This window comes from Cypionkella sinensis, assembly GCF_042646385.1.
GTDB classification, from domain to species: domain Bacteria; phylum Pseudomonadota; class Alphaproteobacteria; order Rhodobacterales; family Rhodobacteraceae; genus Cypionkella; species Cypionkella sinensis.
The window spans coordinates 2,901,703-2,917,414 of the sequence record NZ_JBHRTO010000001.1; the positions used below are offsets into that span (position 1 = coordinate 2,901,703).

At 61.5% G+C, this 15,712-nt stretch carries 12 protein-coding genes and 1 other annotated feature; of the genes, 5 read left to right on the forward strand and 7 right to left on the reverse strand.

All coding sequences use genetic code 11. The features are described from left to right. Window positions 1–2,607, forward strand: coding sequence for a translation initiation factor IF-2 (gene infB, locus ACFOGH_RS14365; RefSeq protein WP_380073764.1), 2,607 nt, complete (start codon window positions 1–3; stop codon window positions 2,605–2,607). A 75-nt stretch (window positions 2,608–2,682) separates the two neighbouring features. Here the strand turns inward: infB and ACFOGH_RS14370 are convergent, their stop codons facing one another. The 4 genes from ACFOGH_RS14370 to ACFOGH_RS14385 all read right to left on the reverse strand — a co-directional run bounded on the left by ACFOGH_RS14370 (window position 2,683) and on the right by ACFOGH_RS14385 (window position 5,710). After that, the gene (locus ACFOGH_RS14370) at window positions 2,683–2,823 is read right to left on the reverse strand and encodes a hypothetical protein (protein ID WP_380073765.1); all 141 of its coding nucleotides are present in this window, start codon (window positions 2,821–2,823) and stop codon (window positions 2,683–2,685) included. Between the two features lie 112 nt (window positions 2,824–2,935). Next, complete coding sequence (locus ACFOGH_RS14375) at window positions 2,936–3,334, reverse strand: (deoxy)nucleoside triphosphate pyrophosphohydrolase (protein ID WP_380073766.1); 399 nt, start codon at window positions 3,332–3,334, stop codon at window positions 2,936–2,938. Between the two features lie 73 nt (window positions 3,335–3,407). Beyond that, window positions 3,408–4,763: a bifunctional glutamate N-acetyltransferase/amino-acid acetyltransferase ArgJ gene (gene argJ / locus ACFOGH_RS14380; RefSeq protein ID WP_380074010.1), complete on the reverse strand. Its 1,356-nt coding sequence runs from the start codon at window positions 4,761–4,763 to the stop codon at window positions 3,408–3,410. Between the two features lie 98 nt (window positions 4,764–4,861). Further along, window positions 4,862–5,710, reverse strand: coding sequence for a peptidylprolyl isomerase (locus tag ACFOGH_RS14385; protein WP_380073767.1), 849 nt, complete (start codon window positions 5,708–5,710; stop codon window positions 4,862–4,864). 198 nt (window positions 5,711–5,908) lie between these two features. Here ACFOGH_RS14385 and secA point away from each other — a divergent pair, with 198 nt between their 5' ends. The 3 genes from secA (at window position 5,909) to ACFOGH_RS14400 (ending at window position 11,377) form a co-directional block, all read left to right on the forward strand. Further along, on the forward strand, window positions 5,909–8,617 hold the full coding sequence (gene secA / locus ACFOGH_RS14390; RefSeq protein ID WP_380073768.1) for a preprotein translocase subunit SecA: 2,709 nt from the start codon (window positions 5,909–5,911) through the stop codon (window positions 8,615–8,617). A 159-nt stretch (window positions 8,618–8,776) separates the two neighbouring features. Beyond that, window positions 8,777–9,832, forward strand: a complete 1,056-nt coding sequence (locus tag ACFOGH_RS14395; RefSeq protein ID WP_380073770.1) for a hypothetical protein — start codon at window positions 8,777–8,779, stop codon at window positions 9,830–9,832. Between the two features lie 33 nt (window positions 9,833–9,865). Next, window positions 9,866–11,377: a phosphate ABC transporter substrate-binding/OmpA family protein gene (locus tag ACFOGH_RS14400; protein WP_380073771.1), complete on the forward strand. Its 1,512-nt coding sequence runs from the start codon at window positions 9,866–9,868 to the stop codon at window positions 11,375–11,377. Here the strand turns inward: ACFOGH_RS14400 and radC are convergent. After that, a complete protein-coding gene (gene radC / locus ACFOGH_RS14405) occupies window positions 11,349–12,110 on the reverse strand; it encodes a RadC family protein (protein WP_380073772.1) in 762 nt (253 codons plus the stop codon). The two genes, ACFOGH_RS14400 and radC, sit on opposite strands and share 29 nt — an antisense overlap. Before the next feature lie 45 nt (window positions 12,111–12,155). Next, window positions 12,156–13,379 carry a lytic murein transglycosylase gene (locus tag ACFOGH_RS14410; RefSeq protein ID WP_380073773.1) on the reverse strand — a complete coding sequence of 408 codons (1,224 nt, stop codon included), beginning with the start codon at window positions 13,377–13,379 and terminating at the stop codon, window positions 12,156–12,158. A 159-nt stretch (window positions 13,380–13,538) separates the two neighbouring features. Then, window positions 13,539–13,594: a sequence feature (sul1 is cis-regulatory element that is thought to sense ions involved in sulfur or methionine metabolism; They are found in Alphaproteobacteria), on the forward strand. A gap of 23 nt (window positions 13,595–13,617) precedes the next feature. Here ACFOGH_RS14410 and ACFOGH_RS14415 point away from each other — a divergent pair. After that, window positions 13,618–15,051 carry a SulP family inorganic anion transporter gene (locus ACFOGH_RS14415; RefSeq protein WP_380073774.1) on the forward strand — a complete coding sequence of 478 codons (1,434 nt, stop codon included), beginning with the start codon at window positions 13,618–13,620 and terminating at the stop codon, window positions 15,049–15,051. On the opposite strand, the gene betI is transcribed toward ACFOGH_RS14415, so the two are convergent. Continuing rightward, window positions 15,048–15,659: a transcriptional regulator BetI gene (gene betI / locus ACFOGH_RS14420; RefSeq protein ID WP_380073775.1), complete on the reverse strand. Its 612-nt coding sequence runs from the start codon at window positions 15,657–15,659 to the stop codon at window positions 15,048–15,050. The two genes, ACFOGH_RS14415 and betI, sit on opposite strands and share 4 nt — an antisense overlap. Window positions 15,660–15,712 lie beyond the last annotated feature (53 nt).

The window sequence follows — 15,712 nt, forward strand, 5'->3', positions numbered from 1 at the left end:
ATGAGCGATACAGACGGCAAAAAACCCCTCGGCCTGGGTGGCGCACCTCGTTCCGGTCAGGTGAAGCAAAGCTTCTCCCATGGCCGCACGAAAAGCGTTGTGGTCGAAACGAAGCGCAAGCGCGTGGTCGTGCCAGTGGCAGCGGCCAAACCGGGCACGCCCGGCGCTGCGGCTGCTTCGGGGTCTTCGGCGCATCTGGGCGATCCGTCCAAGCGTCCCGCTGGCATTTCCGACGCCGAAATGGAACGCCGTCTGGCGGCCCTGCGCGTTGCAAAAGCGCGTGAGGCTGAAGACGCCGCACGCCGCGCCGAGGAAGACAAGGCGCGCGACGAAGAGCGTGCCCGCAAGCGCGAAGAAGCTGAGACCAAGGAACGCGAAGAGCGTGAGCGCATCGCGGCAGCCAAGGCCAAGGCCGATGAAGAAGAACGTCTGCGCGCCGAAGCCGCAGCCGAGGCTGTGGCGAAAGCTGCGGCCCGCAAGGCCGATGTGCTGGGCACCTCGCGTCGTCAGCCCGTGGCCGAAAAGCCCGCCGAAGCTGCCCCGGCAGCACGCGGCGAACGCTCTGATCGCAATGCACCCGCTGCGGCACCGACGGCTGCGGAAACCGCTGCCCGCGCGCCAATGGGGGCCAAGCCCGCTTTGGCCGTGCGCAAAGTTGACCGTGACCGCGAAGAACGCGAGCGTAACGCCAAGGCCAAGACCGATGACGGTCGCCGCACTGGCAAGCTGACGCTGAATGATGCGCTGGCCGGTGAGGGTGGCCGCACCCGCTCGATGGCCGCGATGAAGCGCAAGCAGGAAAAAGCCCGCGCCAAGGCGCTGGGTGTCGGCAAGCCCGAAAAGCAATTCCGCGATGTGCAACTGCCGGAAACCATCACGGTTTCGGAACTTGCCAACCGGATGACCGAACGCGCCGCCGATGTCGTCAAAAGCCTGATGAAAATGGGCATGATGGTGACGATGAACCAAGCCATCGACGCTGATACGGCGGAACTGGTGATCGAGGAATTCGGCCACAAAGCCGTGCGCGTGTCGGATGCCGATGTTGAGCAAGCGATTGAAGTGGTGCCGGATGCGGCAGAAAACCTGATCACCCGGCCGCCGATTGTCACGATCATGGGCCACGTTGACCACGGTAAAACCAGCTTGCTGGACGCAATCCGCAAGGCCAATGTGGTGTCGGGCGAAGCTGGCGGGATCACCCAGCACATCGGCGCCTATCAGGTGACGACCGAAAGCGGTCAGGTTCTGACCTTCCTCGACACCCCCGGCCACGCCGCCTTTACCTCGATGCGTTCGCGCGGGGCTCAGGTGACGGATATCGTGGTGCTGGTGGTTGCGGCGGATGACGCTGTGATGCCGCAAACGATTGAAGCGATTGCCCATGCGAAAGCGGCGAAAGTGCCGATGATCGTGGCGATCAACAAGGTCGACAAATACGGTGCTGACCCGATGAAGGTGCGCACCGACCTGTTGCAGCACGAAATCGTGGTGGAACAGATGTCGGGTGACGTGCAGGACGTGGAAGTTTCGGCCAAGACCGGCCAAGGCATCGACAACCTGCTGGAAGCCATCGCCTTGCAGGCCGAGATTCTGGAACTGCGCGCCAACCCGAACCGGGCTGCTGCGGGTGCTGTGATCGAAGCCAAGCTGGACGTGGGCCGTGGCCCGATTGCGACCGTGCTGGTGCAGAACGGCACCCTGCGCAAAGGCGACATCTTTGTCGTCGGCGAGCAGTGGGGCAAGGTGCGCGCGTTGATCAACGACAAGGGCGAGCGGATTGACGAAGCTGGCCCCTCGGTTCCGGTGGAAGTGCTGGGTCTGTCCGGCACGCCTTCGGCAGGCGATACGCTGAACGTGGTGGAAACCGAAGCGCAGGCGCGTGAGATTGCCACCTACCGCGAGAATGTCATCAAAGACAAACGCGCGGCGGCGGGTGCTGCGACGACGCTGGAACAGCTGATGGCGAAAGCCAAGGCTGATCAGTCGGTTGCTGAATTGCCGGTGTTGGTGAAAGCCGACGTTCAGGGCTCTGCCGAGGCAATCGTGCAGGCCTTGGAAAAGGTCGGCAACGAGGAAGTCCGCGTGCGCGTGCTCTCTTATGGCGTGGGTGCGATTACCGATACCGACGTGATGCTGGCGGAAGCCTCCAAATGCCCGATCATCGGCTTTAACGTCCGGGCCAATGCCTCGGCGCGGAACTCGGCGCATCAGAAGGGCGTGGAAATCCGCTATTACTCGATCATTTATGATCTGGTGGATGACATCAAGAAGGCGGCTTCGGGCTTGCTGAAAGCCGAGATCCGCGAAACCTTCATCGGTTATGCGACAATCAAAGAGGTGTTCAAAGTCACCGGCATTGGTCAGGTGGCGGGTTGTATCGTCACCGAAGGCGTTGCGCGTCGTTCGGCAGGCGTGCGCTTGCTGCGTGACAACGTGGTGATCCATGAAGGCACGCTGAAGACGCTGAAGCGCTACAAGGACGAGGTGAAAGAAGTCATCTCGGGTCAGGAATGCGGTATGGCGTTTGAGCGTTATGACGATATTCGCGCGGGCGATGTCATCGAGATCTTCGAGCGTGAAGAAATTCAGCGCACGCTGGCCTGATTTGTCCCCGACTACAGGGACGCCAATAGAAAAGGCCGGGGGAAACCCCGGCCTTTTTCAATTCTGTCGATGTGTTCAGGAGGCTTTGGCGCGGTTGACCGGATAGCCTACGAAGGTTTTCTCATCCACCTTCACCGCGATTTTGCCATCAGACATCTGTGCAACCAACAGACCCTGAATAGAAACGCAGCTTCCAACCGAAATCGTCCGTAGCATGTGCCAATCCCCCAATCAGCGTTAATTTGGATCAGATTAGGGATGATTCGTTAAATTTCCCACTACAATTTCGCCATGATCGCCGAAAAGTTGTCAGATTTTCGGGCAGGGTCTAAAGCCAGTCGCGCAGAATTGGGATCAAAGGCAGGTCGGCGGGGGGCATCGGGTAGTCGCGCAGGCTTTGCGGGCGCACCCAGGCAAGGTTTTGGCCTTCCTGCGGGGTAGGGATGCCCTCCCAACGGCGGCAGGCGAAGAGGGGCATCAGCAGGTGGAAGGCGTCATAGCTATGGCTGGCGAAGGTCAGCGGCGCGAGGCAGCTTTTCCAGGTGTCGATGCCAAGTTCCTCTTTCAACTCGCGGATCAAGGCGGCTTCGGGGGTTTCGCCGGGTTCGACCTTACCGCCTGGAAATTCCCACAGGCCCGCGAGGGATTTGCCCTCGGGACGTTGGGCCAGCAGCACGCGGCCTTCGGGGTCGATCAGGGCGACGGCAGAGACGAGCAGGGTTTTCATGGGGGCGCTTTGCTGATGTGGTGGAACCGGGAGCCAGCCCCCGGACCCCGGAGTATTTAGACCAAGATGAAGATCAAGAGCGGTAGTCGGCGTTGATTTCGATGTAGCGGTTGGTCAGATCGCATGTCCAGACCGAGCGTTTGGACTTGCCGAGGCCCATATCAACGGCGATCACCAGTTCGGGTTGCTGCATGTATGCCGCTCCGTCTTCTTCGCGGTAATCCGGGTTACGCCAGCCATTCTGCGCGACAAGGATATCGCCGAACCGGATGCTGAGGCGATCACGATCAGCCTCTGCACCGGATTTGCCGATGGCAGCGACGATGCGGCCCCAGTTGGGATCTTGGCCCGCGATGGCGGTTTTCACCAAGGGCGAGTTGGCGATGGCCATGGCGATTTTGTGGGCGTCGGGGTTCGAAGCCGCCCCGGTGACGCGGATTTCGACGAATTTGGTGGCACCCTCACCATCGCGGATCACCTGATGCGCAAGGTCCATCATCACGCCACGCAGGGCAGCCTCAAAGGCCTTCAGATGCGCGCCTTTCAATTCGGCAGCGGCCGATTTGCCGGTGGCCGCGAGTAGAAGGGTGTCAGAGGTGGAGGTGTCGCTATCGACGGTGATGGCGTTGAAGGTGTCGTCGGTGTTGCGCGACAACAGTTTTTGCAGGTTGGTCTGGCTGATCTTTGCGTCGGTGAAGATATAGACCAGCATCGTCGCCATATCCGGCGCGATCATGCCCGAGCCCTTGGCAATGCCCGCGATCTGAACGCTGCCGCCATCCACCTCGACCGTCGCCGCAGCGCCTTTCGGGAAGGTGTCGGTGGTCATCATGGCATGGGCGGCCATCTCGATGGCGTCTTCGCGCAGATTGGCGGCGAGTTCGGCGGTTTTGTCGGTGATCTTGCGATAGGGCAGAGGCTCGCCGATCACCCCAGTAGAGGACGAAAACACGCGAGTGGCAGGGATGCCCAGCGCTTCGGCCACGCCATTGGTGACGGCGGCGACGGATTCGTCACCGACGCGGCCAGTGAAGGCGTTGGAGTTACCAGAGTTCACCACAATCGCCGCGCCAGCATCAGCGGGCACTTTCAGCGCCAGTTTGGCTTGGCAATCGCGCACGCAGGCCGAGCGGGTGGTGGAGCGGGTGAACACGCCCGCCATCGCGGTGCCGGGGGCAAGGCGGACCAGCATCACATCCTTGCGGTTCTGGTATTTGATGCCCGCCTCGACAGCGGCGAATTCGACGCCAGCAATCTGCGGCAGGGCCGGGAAGGCGGCAGGGGCGAGCGGCGAGACCGGCTTGGCCTTTTTCACCTTGGCGGCGATTTCGGCCACAGCCTCGACCACTGGAGCTTCGACGGCACTTGCCACGGCTTTCAGCTTGGCCTTCAAAGCCTTGACCTTCGCCTTCAACTCTTTCTTCGCCATCGGATGCCTCGTGCCTTGGGTGATCTGAGAAATAGGGCGCGCAAACCGGCTGGTCTGCGCGCCCATGTTATTAGCGCTTTAATGCAGGCGCGTAACCGTTATTTGTCAAGCAGAGTGACATCGCCCAAGAATTTCGGATCAACGCCTTCGCCCGGCTTTTCGATCTTGGCGGCTTCTGTCAGCGTCTTGATGTGATCTTCAACGGCTTTCTGCTCGATACCCTGCGCGAGTTCGTCACGCATTTCGTCCAGCGTCGGTTTGGCGGCAATGCGGGTTTCGCTGACAAGGATCAAATGCCAGCCGAAATCGGATTTGATCGGGCCGGTGACTTCGCCAACTTTGGCGGCAACCACGGCATCTTCAAACGGCTTGACCATGGCACCCAGACCGAACCAGCCCAGATCACCGCCCTGCGCGCCTGACCCGGTATCGGTGGAATTGGCCTTGGCGAGATCGGCGAATTTGGCGCCCTTGGCCAATTCTGCCTTCAGCTCATTGGCCTTCTCCTCGGTGTCCACAAGGATGTGGGCAGCATGATATTCGGTGGAGGGCTTGGCGTCTTTGAATTTCTCGTCATAGGCTTTTTGCAGCGCGGCATCGGTAACGGCGGCGGTCACAACCGGCTTGAGCGCGGCGTTGGACAGATAGCTGCGGCGGTCATTTTCCAGTTGCAGCGCGTCTTTCTTGGTCAGCTTGTCGCCCATCGACTGCTCGAGAACAGTCTGCTGCACCAACTGATCGAGGATGCCTTTGAAGAGCACATCGGCGGGCAGGGTTTTATACTGATCGGGCAGGCTTTCGCGTGCCACAATCATGTTGCCCAAGGTGATATTGGTGCCATTGACGGTGGCGATCACCGTATCGGCGGTCGGGTCTTGTGCCAAAGCCGGGGCTGCAAGGGCGACAGACAGTGCCATCCCTGCCATAAACCGCGTCGCTTTTGCCATCTCACACTCTCCTGATCGGTCCGCAACCCTGCGCGACGTTGACTATGCCGGGTCATACAATTACATCGCACGGGTCGCGTGTGATGCGGGTTTGCCCAAGCTTTGACGCCCTTCTACGGAAGCCGCAGCGGTCGGGCAAGCCGGAGCCTCACACGATATTGTCAATACCGGTGAACACAATGGCCGGGCGGAGAAAACATGCTGGGTCTTGGAACGCTGTCTCGGAAGATTTTTGGAACGCCGAATGACCGCATGGTCAAGTCGGTGCGTCCGCTGGTTGCCAAAATCAACGCGCTGGAGCCGGAATTTGCGGCGCTGAGCGATGACGGTATCAAGGCGAAAACCGCCGATTTCCAGAAGCGGATTGCGGGCGGCGAAAGCCTTGACGCGCTGCTGCCGGAAGCTTTCGCGAATTGCCGCGAGGCCGCCAAGCGGGCCTTGGGTCTGCGCGCGTTCGATGTGCAGTTGATGGGCGGGATTTTCCTGCATCAGGGCAATATCGCCGAAATGCGCACGGGTGAGGGCAAGACGCTGGTTGCGACCTTCCCGGCTTACCTCAACGCGCTGTCGGGCAAGGGCGTGCATGTGGTGACGGTGAACGATTACCTTGCCAAGCGCGATGCGGAATGGATGAGCAAGGTTTACGGCGCGTTGGGGCTGACGACGGGCGTCGTATATCCCTATCAGGGCGAAGTCGAAAAGCGCGAGGCTTACCGCGCTGACATCACCTATGCGACGAATAATGAGCTGGGCTTCGACTATCTCCGCGACAACATGAAATCCTCGCTGGAGGAGATGGCGCAGCGCGGCCATAATTTTGCGATTGTCGATGAGGTGGACTCGATCCTTGTTGATGAAGCGCGCACGCCCTTGATCATCTCGGGGCCAAGCCAAGATCGCAGCGATCTCTATCAGCAGGTCGATAAGCTGATCCCGCTGCTGAATGAGACGCATTACAAGTTGGATGAGAAAACCCGCAACGTCACCTATTCAGAAGACGGCAACGAGTTTATCGAGAACGCTCTGCACGAGGCTGGCATCCTTCCGCCCGAGCAAAGCCTGTATGAGCCGGAAAGCACCACCATCGTGCACCATGTCACGCAGGCGTTGCGGGCGCACAAGCTGTTCACCCGCGATCAGCAGTATATCGTCCGCGATGGCGAGGTGATGCTGATTGACGAATTCACCGGCCGGATGATGAAGGGCCGCCGCTTGTCGGATGGCTTGCATCAGGCGATTGAGGCGAAAGAGCATGTGGCGATTCAGCCGGAAAACGTGACTTTGGCGTCTGTGACGTTCCAGAATTACTTCCGGCTTTATGACAAGCTGTCGGGGATGACCGGGACGGCCAGCACCGAAGCGGATGAATTCATGGAAATCTACAAGCTGGGCGTCGTCGAAGTGCCGACCAACCGCACCGTGCAGCGCAAGGACGAGCATGACGCGGTTTACCGCACCGCCCGCGAAAAGTTTGAAGGGGTGGTGAAAACCATCAAGGAAGCCCATGCGACGGGCCAGCCGATCTTGGTCGGCACCACCTCGATTGATAAATCCGAGGCGCTTTCGGACATGCTGAAGGCGGCAGGCATCCCGCATAACGTGCTGAACGCGCGCCAGCATGAGCAGGAAGCACAGATCGTTGCAGACGCGGGCAAGCTGAACGCCGTGACCATCGCCACCAACATGGCGGGCCGCGGCACAGACATCAAACTGGGCGGTAACGTCGAGTTCAAGGTGATGGAGGCGATCACCGCCGACCCGCATCTGCACCCCGATGAAGTGCGCGCGCGGGTTGAAGCCGAACATGCGGCGGATGAAGAAGCCGTCAAGAAAGCTGGCGGTCTGTTCGTTCTGGCGACCGAGCGGCACGAATCCCGCCGCATCGACAACCAGTTGCGCGGCCGCTCGGGCCGTCAGGGCGACCCGGGGCGCTCCAGCTTCTTCCTCAGCCTTGAGGACGATCTGATGCGGATTTTCGGCAGCGAGCGTCTGGATGCGGTGCTGTCAAAACTGGGCATGAAGGAAGGCGAGGCGATTGTTCACCCGTGGGTCAACAAATCGCTGGAACGCGCGCAGGCCAAGGTCGAAGGCCGCAACTTTGACATCCGCAAGCAGTTGCTGAAGTTCGACGATGTGATGAATGACCAACGCAAGGCGATTTTCGGTCAGCGCATGGAAGTGATGCAGTCGGAAGATCTGGGTGAGATCGTGATGGACATGCGCCATCAGGTTGCCGAGGATCTGGTCGATCACTACATGCCGCCGAAAACCTACGCCGACCGTTGGGATGTGGCGGCGCTACACGACGCTTTGGTTGAACGCATGGGCCTTGATCTGCCCGTAGCGGCTTGGGCTGCCGAGGAAGGCACCGATCAGGAAACCATCCGCGAGCGGATCGTCGCAGCCAGCGACGCCCTGATGGCAGAAAAGCTGGAAGCGTTTGGCCCGGAAACCATGCGCAACATCGAAAAGCAACTGCTGCTGCAAAGCATTGACGCCAAATGGCGCGAGCATTTGCTGCGGTTGGAGCATCTGCGCTCGGTCGTTGGTTTCCGTGGTTATGCCCAACGCGACCCGCTGAACGAGTATAAAACTGAAAGCTTCACGCTGTTTGAATCAATGCTGAACTCGCTGCGGCAGGACGTGACGCAAAAGCTGGCGCAGATTCGCCCGATCAGCCAAGCCGAGCAAGAGGCGATGATGGCAGAGTTCATCGCGCAGCAACAAGCGGCACAAGCTGCCGAACGTGCAGCGGCGGCTCCGGCAGTGGCTGCACCTACCGTGATGGCAGCGCTGGCAGGGTTTGTCGAAAGCGATCCGACCACTTGGGGCGATCCGGGGCGGAATGATCCCTGCCCGTGCGGATCGGGTCAGCGGTTCAAGGCCTGCCACGGCAAGCTGGTGTAAACCGAAATCCGATTGTTGGCGCAAGGGCGGCTCAGGCCGCCCTTGCCCATTTATTGTCGGCGTTTTCGGAAACATTCCTTGATTGCGCCGCATCGCCGCCGTGATTGACGCGCAAAACCGCGCAAACCGATTTCGCTGGAGGAATCAATGGCGGTGGATATGAAGCGCAGAGTGGCCCGTGGCGTCGCCGTAATCGCGATTGCCCTTGCGGCCGGACAGTTGGTGCAAAGCATGTCGGGCAAGGCCCCGGCTGCGCGCACGGCAGAAAACCAGATCGAGAAGAAGCCGAAGGCGATCGAACGGGTGGCCGCGACAGATACCACCGGCAAGCCCGCGCCGATGGTGACACTCGCCGCCCCTGCGGAAACCCAAGCACCGCCGTCAAAGCCGAAAGCCCCGGTTGTCGCCAGTGTCACCGAACCTGCGACAACACCGAAACCGACCATCGAGGCCGCCCCGGTTATGCCACAAAAGCCCGCCGTGGCCGAGGTTGCCGCTCCCCCGGCACCCAAGCCCGAAGCGCCGGTTCAGACTGCGGCAGAGGCCTGCCCGGTTTCGCTGGATCTGTCGACGACGGATAATGCCATGATCGCAGTCACGCTGGTGGCACCCTGCCACGCGGATGAGCGTGTGGTGCTGAAACATGCCGGGTTGACCGTCACCGCGAAAACCACGCTGACCGGGGCGCTGTTCACCGATCTGCCCGCGCTGGAGCAGAGCGCCAAGGTTGAGGTGATGTTCAAGGACACCACCTCGGTTGCCGCCGATATTGCGGTGCCCGATCTGGCCGGATTGCGCCGTTTTGCCGTGCAGTGGCAGCAGAATGATGCCTTCCAACTGCACGCCTTCGAGGATGGTTCGGATTTCGGAGGGCCGGGGGATGTGGCGCAGGCGACTCCGCATCAGCCGATCGCGGGGGTGCCCCCGAAAGGCGGGTTCCTGACCTTGCTGGGCGATGCCACCACCGATCTGCCGATGCTGGCGCAGGTTTACACCTTTCCAAAAGACGCCAAAGCCAATCCCGAGATCGTGCTGGAAGCTGCAGTCACCGAAGCCACCTGTGGCCGAGAGGTGCTGGGCCAGACGCTGCAGACCGCCGCAGGCGCGGTCAATGTGAGTGATATCGCGCTTGCGATGCCGGATTGTGATGCCGTGGGCGATTATCTGGTGTTGAAGAATCTTGTGCCGGACATGACTATCGCCGATGCACACTAGGAGGGAAACCTCTGAGGTATAGCGGGGCGGTTTATGATGGGTTACTGGCGCGCGGCGGTTTTCGCCGCGCTTTTGCCGTGCAGCGCCATGGCGCAGGACGTGACGCTGACTTCACGCGATGGCGCGTTGAGCGTCGCAGGCACGTTGCAGGGCTATGACGGCGAGTTTTTCCGCATCGACAGCGCCTATGGTCCGCTGACGCTGGATGCCTCGGGCGTGATTTGCGATGGCCCCGCTTGCCCCGATCTGACGGCGCCGAAAGCCGTGATCCGGCTGGTGGGCGAGGCGGACGCCGGGGCGGCGCTGTTGCCGCCGCTGATCGTAGCCTTTGCGCAGGCGCGCGGGCTGGTTTACAGCGCCCCTGTCAATGCCGATGCGCCCGCGATCCTGACAGACCCCGTAACGCAAAAGGTTCTGGCCGAGATTTCGTTTCGGCCCCTGCCGCATGATCAGGCCCGCGCGGCGGTGAAGGCCGGACGGGCGGAGCTGATGGTCGCCTCGGCGGTCGAGCCTGATCTGGGCAGCAAGGCGATGGCGCTGGATGCTTTGGTGCCAATTGTGGCGCCCGACAATCCGCTGCCGGGGATTTCGACGATTGATCTGGCCAAGGTTCTGGCGGGGGATGTGAAGAACTGGTCCGAGGTGGGCGGGCCGGATATGCCCTTGGTGCTGCACGGTCTGGCGCCCGACAGCGATCTGCAACAGGTCCTGTCGGCGCGGTTGGGGCGTGATCCGGCGGCCAGCGTGACCCATGCCGATTTGCGAGAGTTGGCCGATGCGGTGGCGCGCGACCCTTGGGCGATTGCGCTGACCGGGCGGGCCTCGGTTGGCGCGGCGCGGGTGCTGCCACTGTCGGATAGCTGCGGTTTTCCGTTGCTGCCCAGTGGCTTGGCGGTAAAGGCCGGGGATTATCCGCTGACGCTGCCGGTGTTCCTGCTGACCCCGCGCCGCCGTTTGCCGCTGATGGTGCGCGAGTTTCTGGATTTTCTCGCACTTCCGGCGGCTCAGGTGGCGATTGCCAAAGGCGGCTATATCGACCGTGGCCAGGAAAGTCAGCCGATGACGGCGGACGGCTTGCGCTTGATCAACGCGATTCAGGGCGCGGGCGAAGAGACGACCCTAGCCGACCTGAAACGGCTGACCGGGCTGATGGAGGGCGCGGATAGGCTGTCGCTGACATTCCGGTTTGACGATGGCACCAGCAAGCTGGACGCGGCAAGCCAAGACAACCTTACCGATCTCGCCCGCTTGATCGACGCCGGGGTGTTTCGCAACAAGGCGCTGATTTTGGCCGGGTTTTCCGATGGATCGGGCGCGGCGAATGCCAATCTGGCGCTGTCGCAGGATCGTGCGGACAGTATTCTGGCGGCGTTGAAGCAACACGTCACAGCCCCCGATGCCACGCTACCCCACGTGGAAGCCTTTGGCGAAGCGCTGCCGATGGCCTGCGACGAAACCGCAGCGGGGCGTCGGTTAAATAGGCGGGTCGAGGTTTGGCTGAAACCATCGTTCACCCCTACAGATACCCCGCCGAGCGAAAACTGAGCTCGCGGCTTTTGCCGATGATCAGGTGATCGTGCAGGGTGATGCCCAGCACCTGTGCGGCCTCTTGCACTTGCAGGGTCATGCTGATGTCGGCTTGTGACGGCGTGGGGTCGCCCGAGGGGTGATTATGCACAAGGATCAGCGCCGAGGCGTTCAGTTCTAGCCCACGCTTGACCACCTCACGCGGGTAAACCGGCACGTGATCGACCGTTCCCTTGGCCTGTTCTTCATCGGCGATCAGCACGTTCTTGCGATCCAGAAACAGGATGCGGAATTGTTCGGTTTCGCGGTGCGCCATAGCGGTGTGGCAGTAATCCAGCAGCGCATCCCAGGACGACAGCAGCGGTCGGTTCATCACGCGCGCGCGCATCATGCGTTGGGCGGCAGCCTCGACAATCTTCAACTCTTGCACAACGGCTTCGCCGACGCCTTTCACCATCATCAGGCGGGCAGGCACCGCCGTCACCACACGGTTGAAATCGCCGAAGGTATCCAGCAACTCGCGCGCCAAGGGTTTCACATCCTGCCGGGGGATGGCGCGGAACAGCAGCAGTTCCAGCAGTTCATAATCGGGAATCGCTGTCGCCCCGCCCTCCATGAACCGGGTGCGCAGGCGTTTGCGGTGGTCGGCGATGTAGGAGGGCAGTTTCGCGGGCAGGGCATCACCCACAGCCTCATCCTCGGCTGCGAACAGCGGCAGGGCGGCTTCGTGAAAGGCGCGGGGTTTGCTCATGGCACGCAGGCTGCCATGACAGTGGTGAAGGAATCGTTAACGCCGTCACAGCATCCGCAGCAATTCCATGCTGGGCTGGCCCGTCACGGGCAACCCACGCGCGCGCTGAAAATCGCTGATCGCGGCGATGGTTTTCGCGCCGATCACACCATCCGAGCCTTGGGTGTCATAGCCCGCCGCCGTCAGTTTGCGTTGCAAGGCTTGCCGATCCGCCAAGGTCATGCCCTGCGCATCCGGGCCAAAGGCCGCGCGCAGCGGGCCAGCGCCGTTCAGGCGATCTGACAGATAGCCGACGCCCAGCGCGTAATTCTCGGCGTTGTTATAGCGCAGGATCACGTTGAAGTTCTGATACAGCAGGAATGCAGGCCCGCTCGATCCACCGGGCAGCAGCAGCGATGCCGCGCCATGACCGCCCAAACTGCCATTCACCGCCCGCACGCCAAGGTCTGCCCAATCCGACCGCCCCTTGCCGCGCCCGGCAAGACCGGTGTTGAAACCGCTCGGCAAAGTAACTTCCTGCCCCCAAGGCTGACCATGCGTCCAGCCGTTTTTCGATACATAGGCGGCGGTGGAGGCCAGCGCATCCGTGGGATCATCGCTCCAGATATCGCGGCGGCCATCGCCGTTGAAATCGACCGCGAAGGCCTGATAGCTGGTGGGGATAAACTGGGTGTGACCCATCGCGCCCGCCCAACTGCCCTGCATATTCTGCGCGGTGGTGTCGCCGTTTTGCAGGATCTTCAGCGCGGCGATCAGTTGCTGTTCAAAGAACGCAGCGCGTCGGCCTTCATAGGCCAAGGTCGCCAGCGCCGATATGGTCGGCACGTTGCCGCGCCTTGTGCCGAAAAAGCTTTCCAAGCCCCAGAAGGCCGCGACGACATGCGGCTCTACCCCATAACGGGCCTCAATCGCGCGCAAGGTCGGCATGTATTGCGCCAGCATCTGACGGCCCAAGGTCAGCCGTTCATCGCTGGCAGCGATGGCGAGGTAATCTTCGGTCGTGCGGGTGAACTCGGTCTGATTGCGGTCTTTTTCGATCACGCCGGGGATGAAGCCCGAAGCGCGGAAGGCGGTGTCGAATGTGTTGGCAGAGATACCCTTGGCCAAGGCGCGCGGGCGGAAGGCTTGCACCCAGGCGTCAAAGCCCGCGTCTGGCACCATCGGCATAGCAGCGGGGGCCGAGGCGCGCGGCGCAGAGCCGCCACCAACGCAAGCCGATAGCCCAAGCGCCGTGAGACCGAGTGAGAAATTGCGCCGGGACATCTGCATGAAAACCTCCTGCCTTTTGTTTTGCCGCCAGCTTAGTGGATTTGTGGCAAAGGGCAAACCGCTGCGGGCATTTCCGCTTAGGCTTGCCGGGATAGTGTCACCGCTTGGCAGATAGAAGGTTGGCTTTCTATCGCGCAGGCCTTAACAGGGACGCACTCACTTGGACCCGGTGTAAATCCGGGTGGCTATTCCGGCCGCCTATCCGCCGGATCACGCATCACAGCGCGTCGTTACATTCATGAACATTTACCAACACTACCTGCGCCAGTGGCAGCAGAATCCTGTCCGCGAACTGCTGGCAGGCGCAGTCGCCACCTTTGCGCTGATCCCCGAGGTCATCGCGTTTTCGTTTACCGCCGGGGTTGACCCGGCGGTGGGGTTGTATGCGTCTTTCGTGATCAGCATTGTCATCGCGTTTTTCGGTGGGCGACCGGCGATGATTTCTGCCGCTGCGGGGTCTGTCGCGCTGGTGGTTGCCCCCTTGGTGCAGGCGCATGGCGTGCAGTATCTGTTTGCGGCGGGGCTGCTGGGCGGGGCGTTTCAGATCCTGTTCGGCTTTGCGCGGCTCAGCTCGCTGATGCGCTATGTATCGAACTCGGTCCGGACAGGGTTTGTCAACGCGCTGGCGGTGCTGATCTTTGCGGCGCAACTGCCGCATATCCTGGACGCGGGCGTGATGGGCTATGGCGTGATCGCGGCGGGGTTGGCGATTATTTACCTGATGCCCCGGCTGACCACCGCGATCCCGGCACCGTTGATTTGCGTGGTGGTGCTGACAGCAGTTTGCGTAGGCTTTGGCATCGACGTGCCGACGGTAGCCGATCTGGGCACGCTGCCCGATGGCCTGCCGACGTTCGCGCTGCCCGAAGTGCCGTTTGACCTTGATCTGCTGCGCGTGATCTTCCTGCCTGCCTTGGCCATCGCCATGGTGGGCCTGCTGGAATCCCTGATGACGGCGGGAGTGGTAGATGATCAGACCGGCACGCCCTCGAACAAAGACGCCGAGGCGCGCGGGCTGGGGCTGGCGAATGTCGCGGCCAGCCTTTTTGGCGGGATCGCGGGTTGCGGGATGATCGGGCAAACCGTGTCGAATGTGAAATATGGCGGGCGCGGGCGGCTGTCGACCATGGCGGCGGGCGGGATTTTGCTATTGCTGATGGTGTCGCTGAAAGGTTTGGTGTCGCAGGTTCCGGTGGCGGCGCTGGTGGCGATCATGATCATGGTGTCGATTGACACGCTGGATTGGGCATCGCTGCGGCGGTTGCGACAGACACCGGGCATGTCGAACCTTGTGATGCTGGCGACGGTAGCGGTGACGATTGTCAGCCACAACCTTTCACTGGGGGTGCTGGTGGGCGTGTTGATGAGCGGCGTGTTCTTTGCCGCTAAGGTCGCGCGGATGCAGCATGTGACGCGCGACGGTGACACTTACACGGTCGAGGGGCAGGTGTTCTTCGCCTCGGCCGGGGCGTTCATCGACGCGTTTGACCCGCTGGAGCATGACGGCCCGGTCAGCATTGATCTCAGCCGTGCAAACCTTTGGGACATCACCGCTATGGATGCGGTCGAAAAGGTGCGCGACAGATTCGCGCGGCATGGCCTGAAAGTCACCATCATCGGCCAGTCGAACCATCTGCTGGCAAGGGCCGGTGCCAAGCCGCTGCCGCTTTAGGCGGCAAGCTGTGCGCGCTCGGCCTCGGTCAGCAGCGCGACGGCCACGCCCAGCACCAGCACGGCACCGTCTTGCGGGGTCAGCGGCTCTCCGGTGGCGCGGCGCAGCCAAAGCCCGTCAATCATCGTGCCCAACGCCAGCGCGATCTGCTTGAAGCGCGCATCCGGCAACACATCGCGGAACACCGAGGCAAGGTTGGATTGCAGCCGCGCGTAAAAGATCCGTTGCAGGCGGGCATAGCGCTGATTGGTGGCAGAGGCCGCGCAGACCGAAAGCCAAGCGTTGGCGATGTTCGGCTCGAACAGGCCCTCGGGGAAGTTGCCGGCTATGATCGCCTCTAGCCGGCCCCAGCGTGTTGTCGCTTGAGCAAGGCCTGTCGCCACGGCCTCCATCAGCAAACGATTGTTCAGCCGCACCATGGCAAACAGCACATCTTCCTTGCCCTTGAAGTAATAAGACAGGATGCCCGGCGACATGCCCGCCTCGTCGCAAATCCGCTTGGTGGTCATGCCGCCCAGCCCGTGCTGCATGAACACGCGATGCGCAGCCTCGATCAATTCGCGGCGGCGGAGGTCTTCGATACGGGTGCGAAAAGCGATTTTGGTCATGATTTCTGATAGCAGATCGAAAAACTGAACGCACATACAAAAATTTATATTGA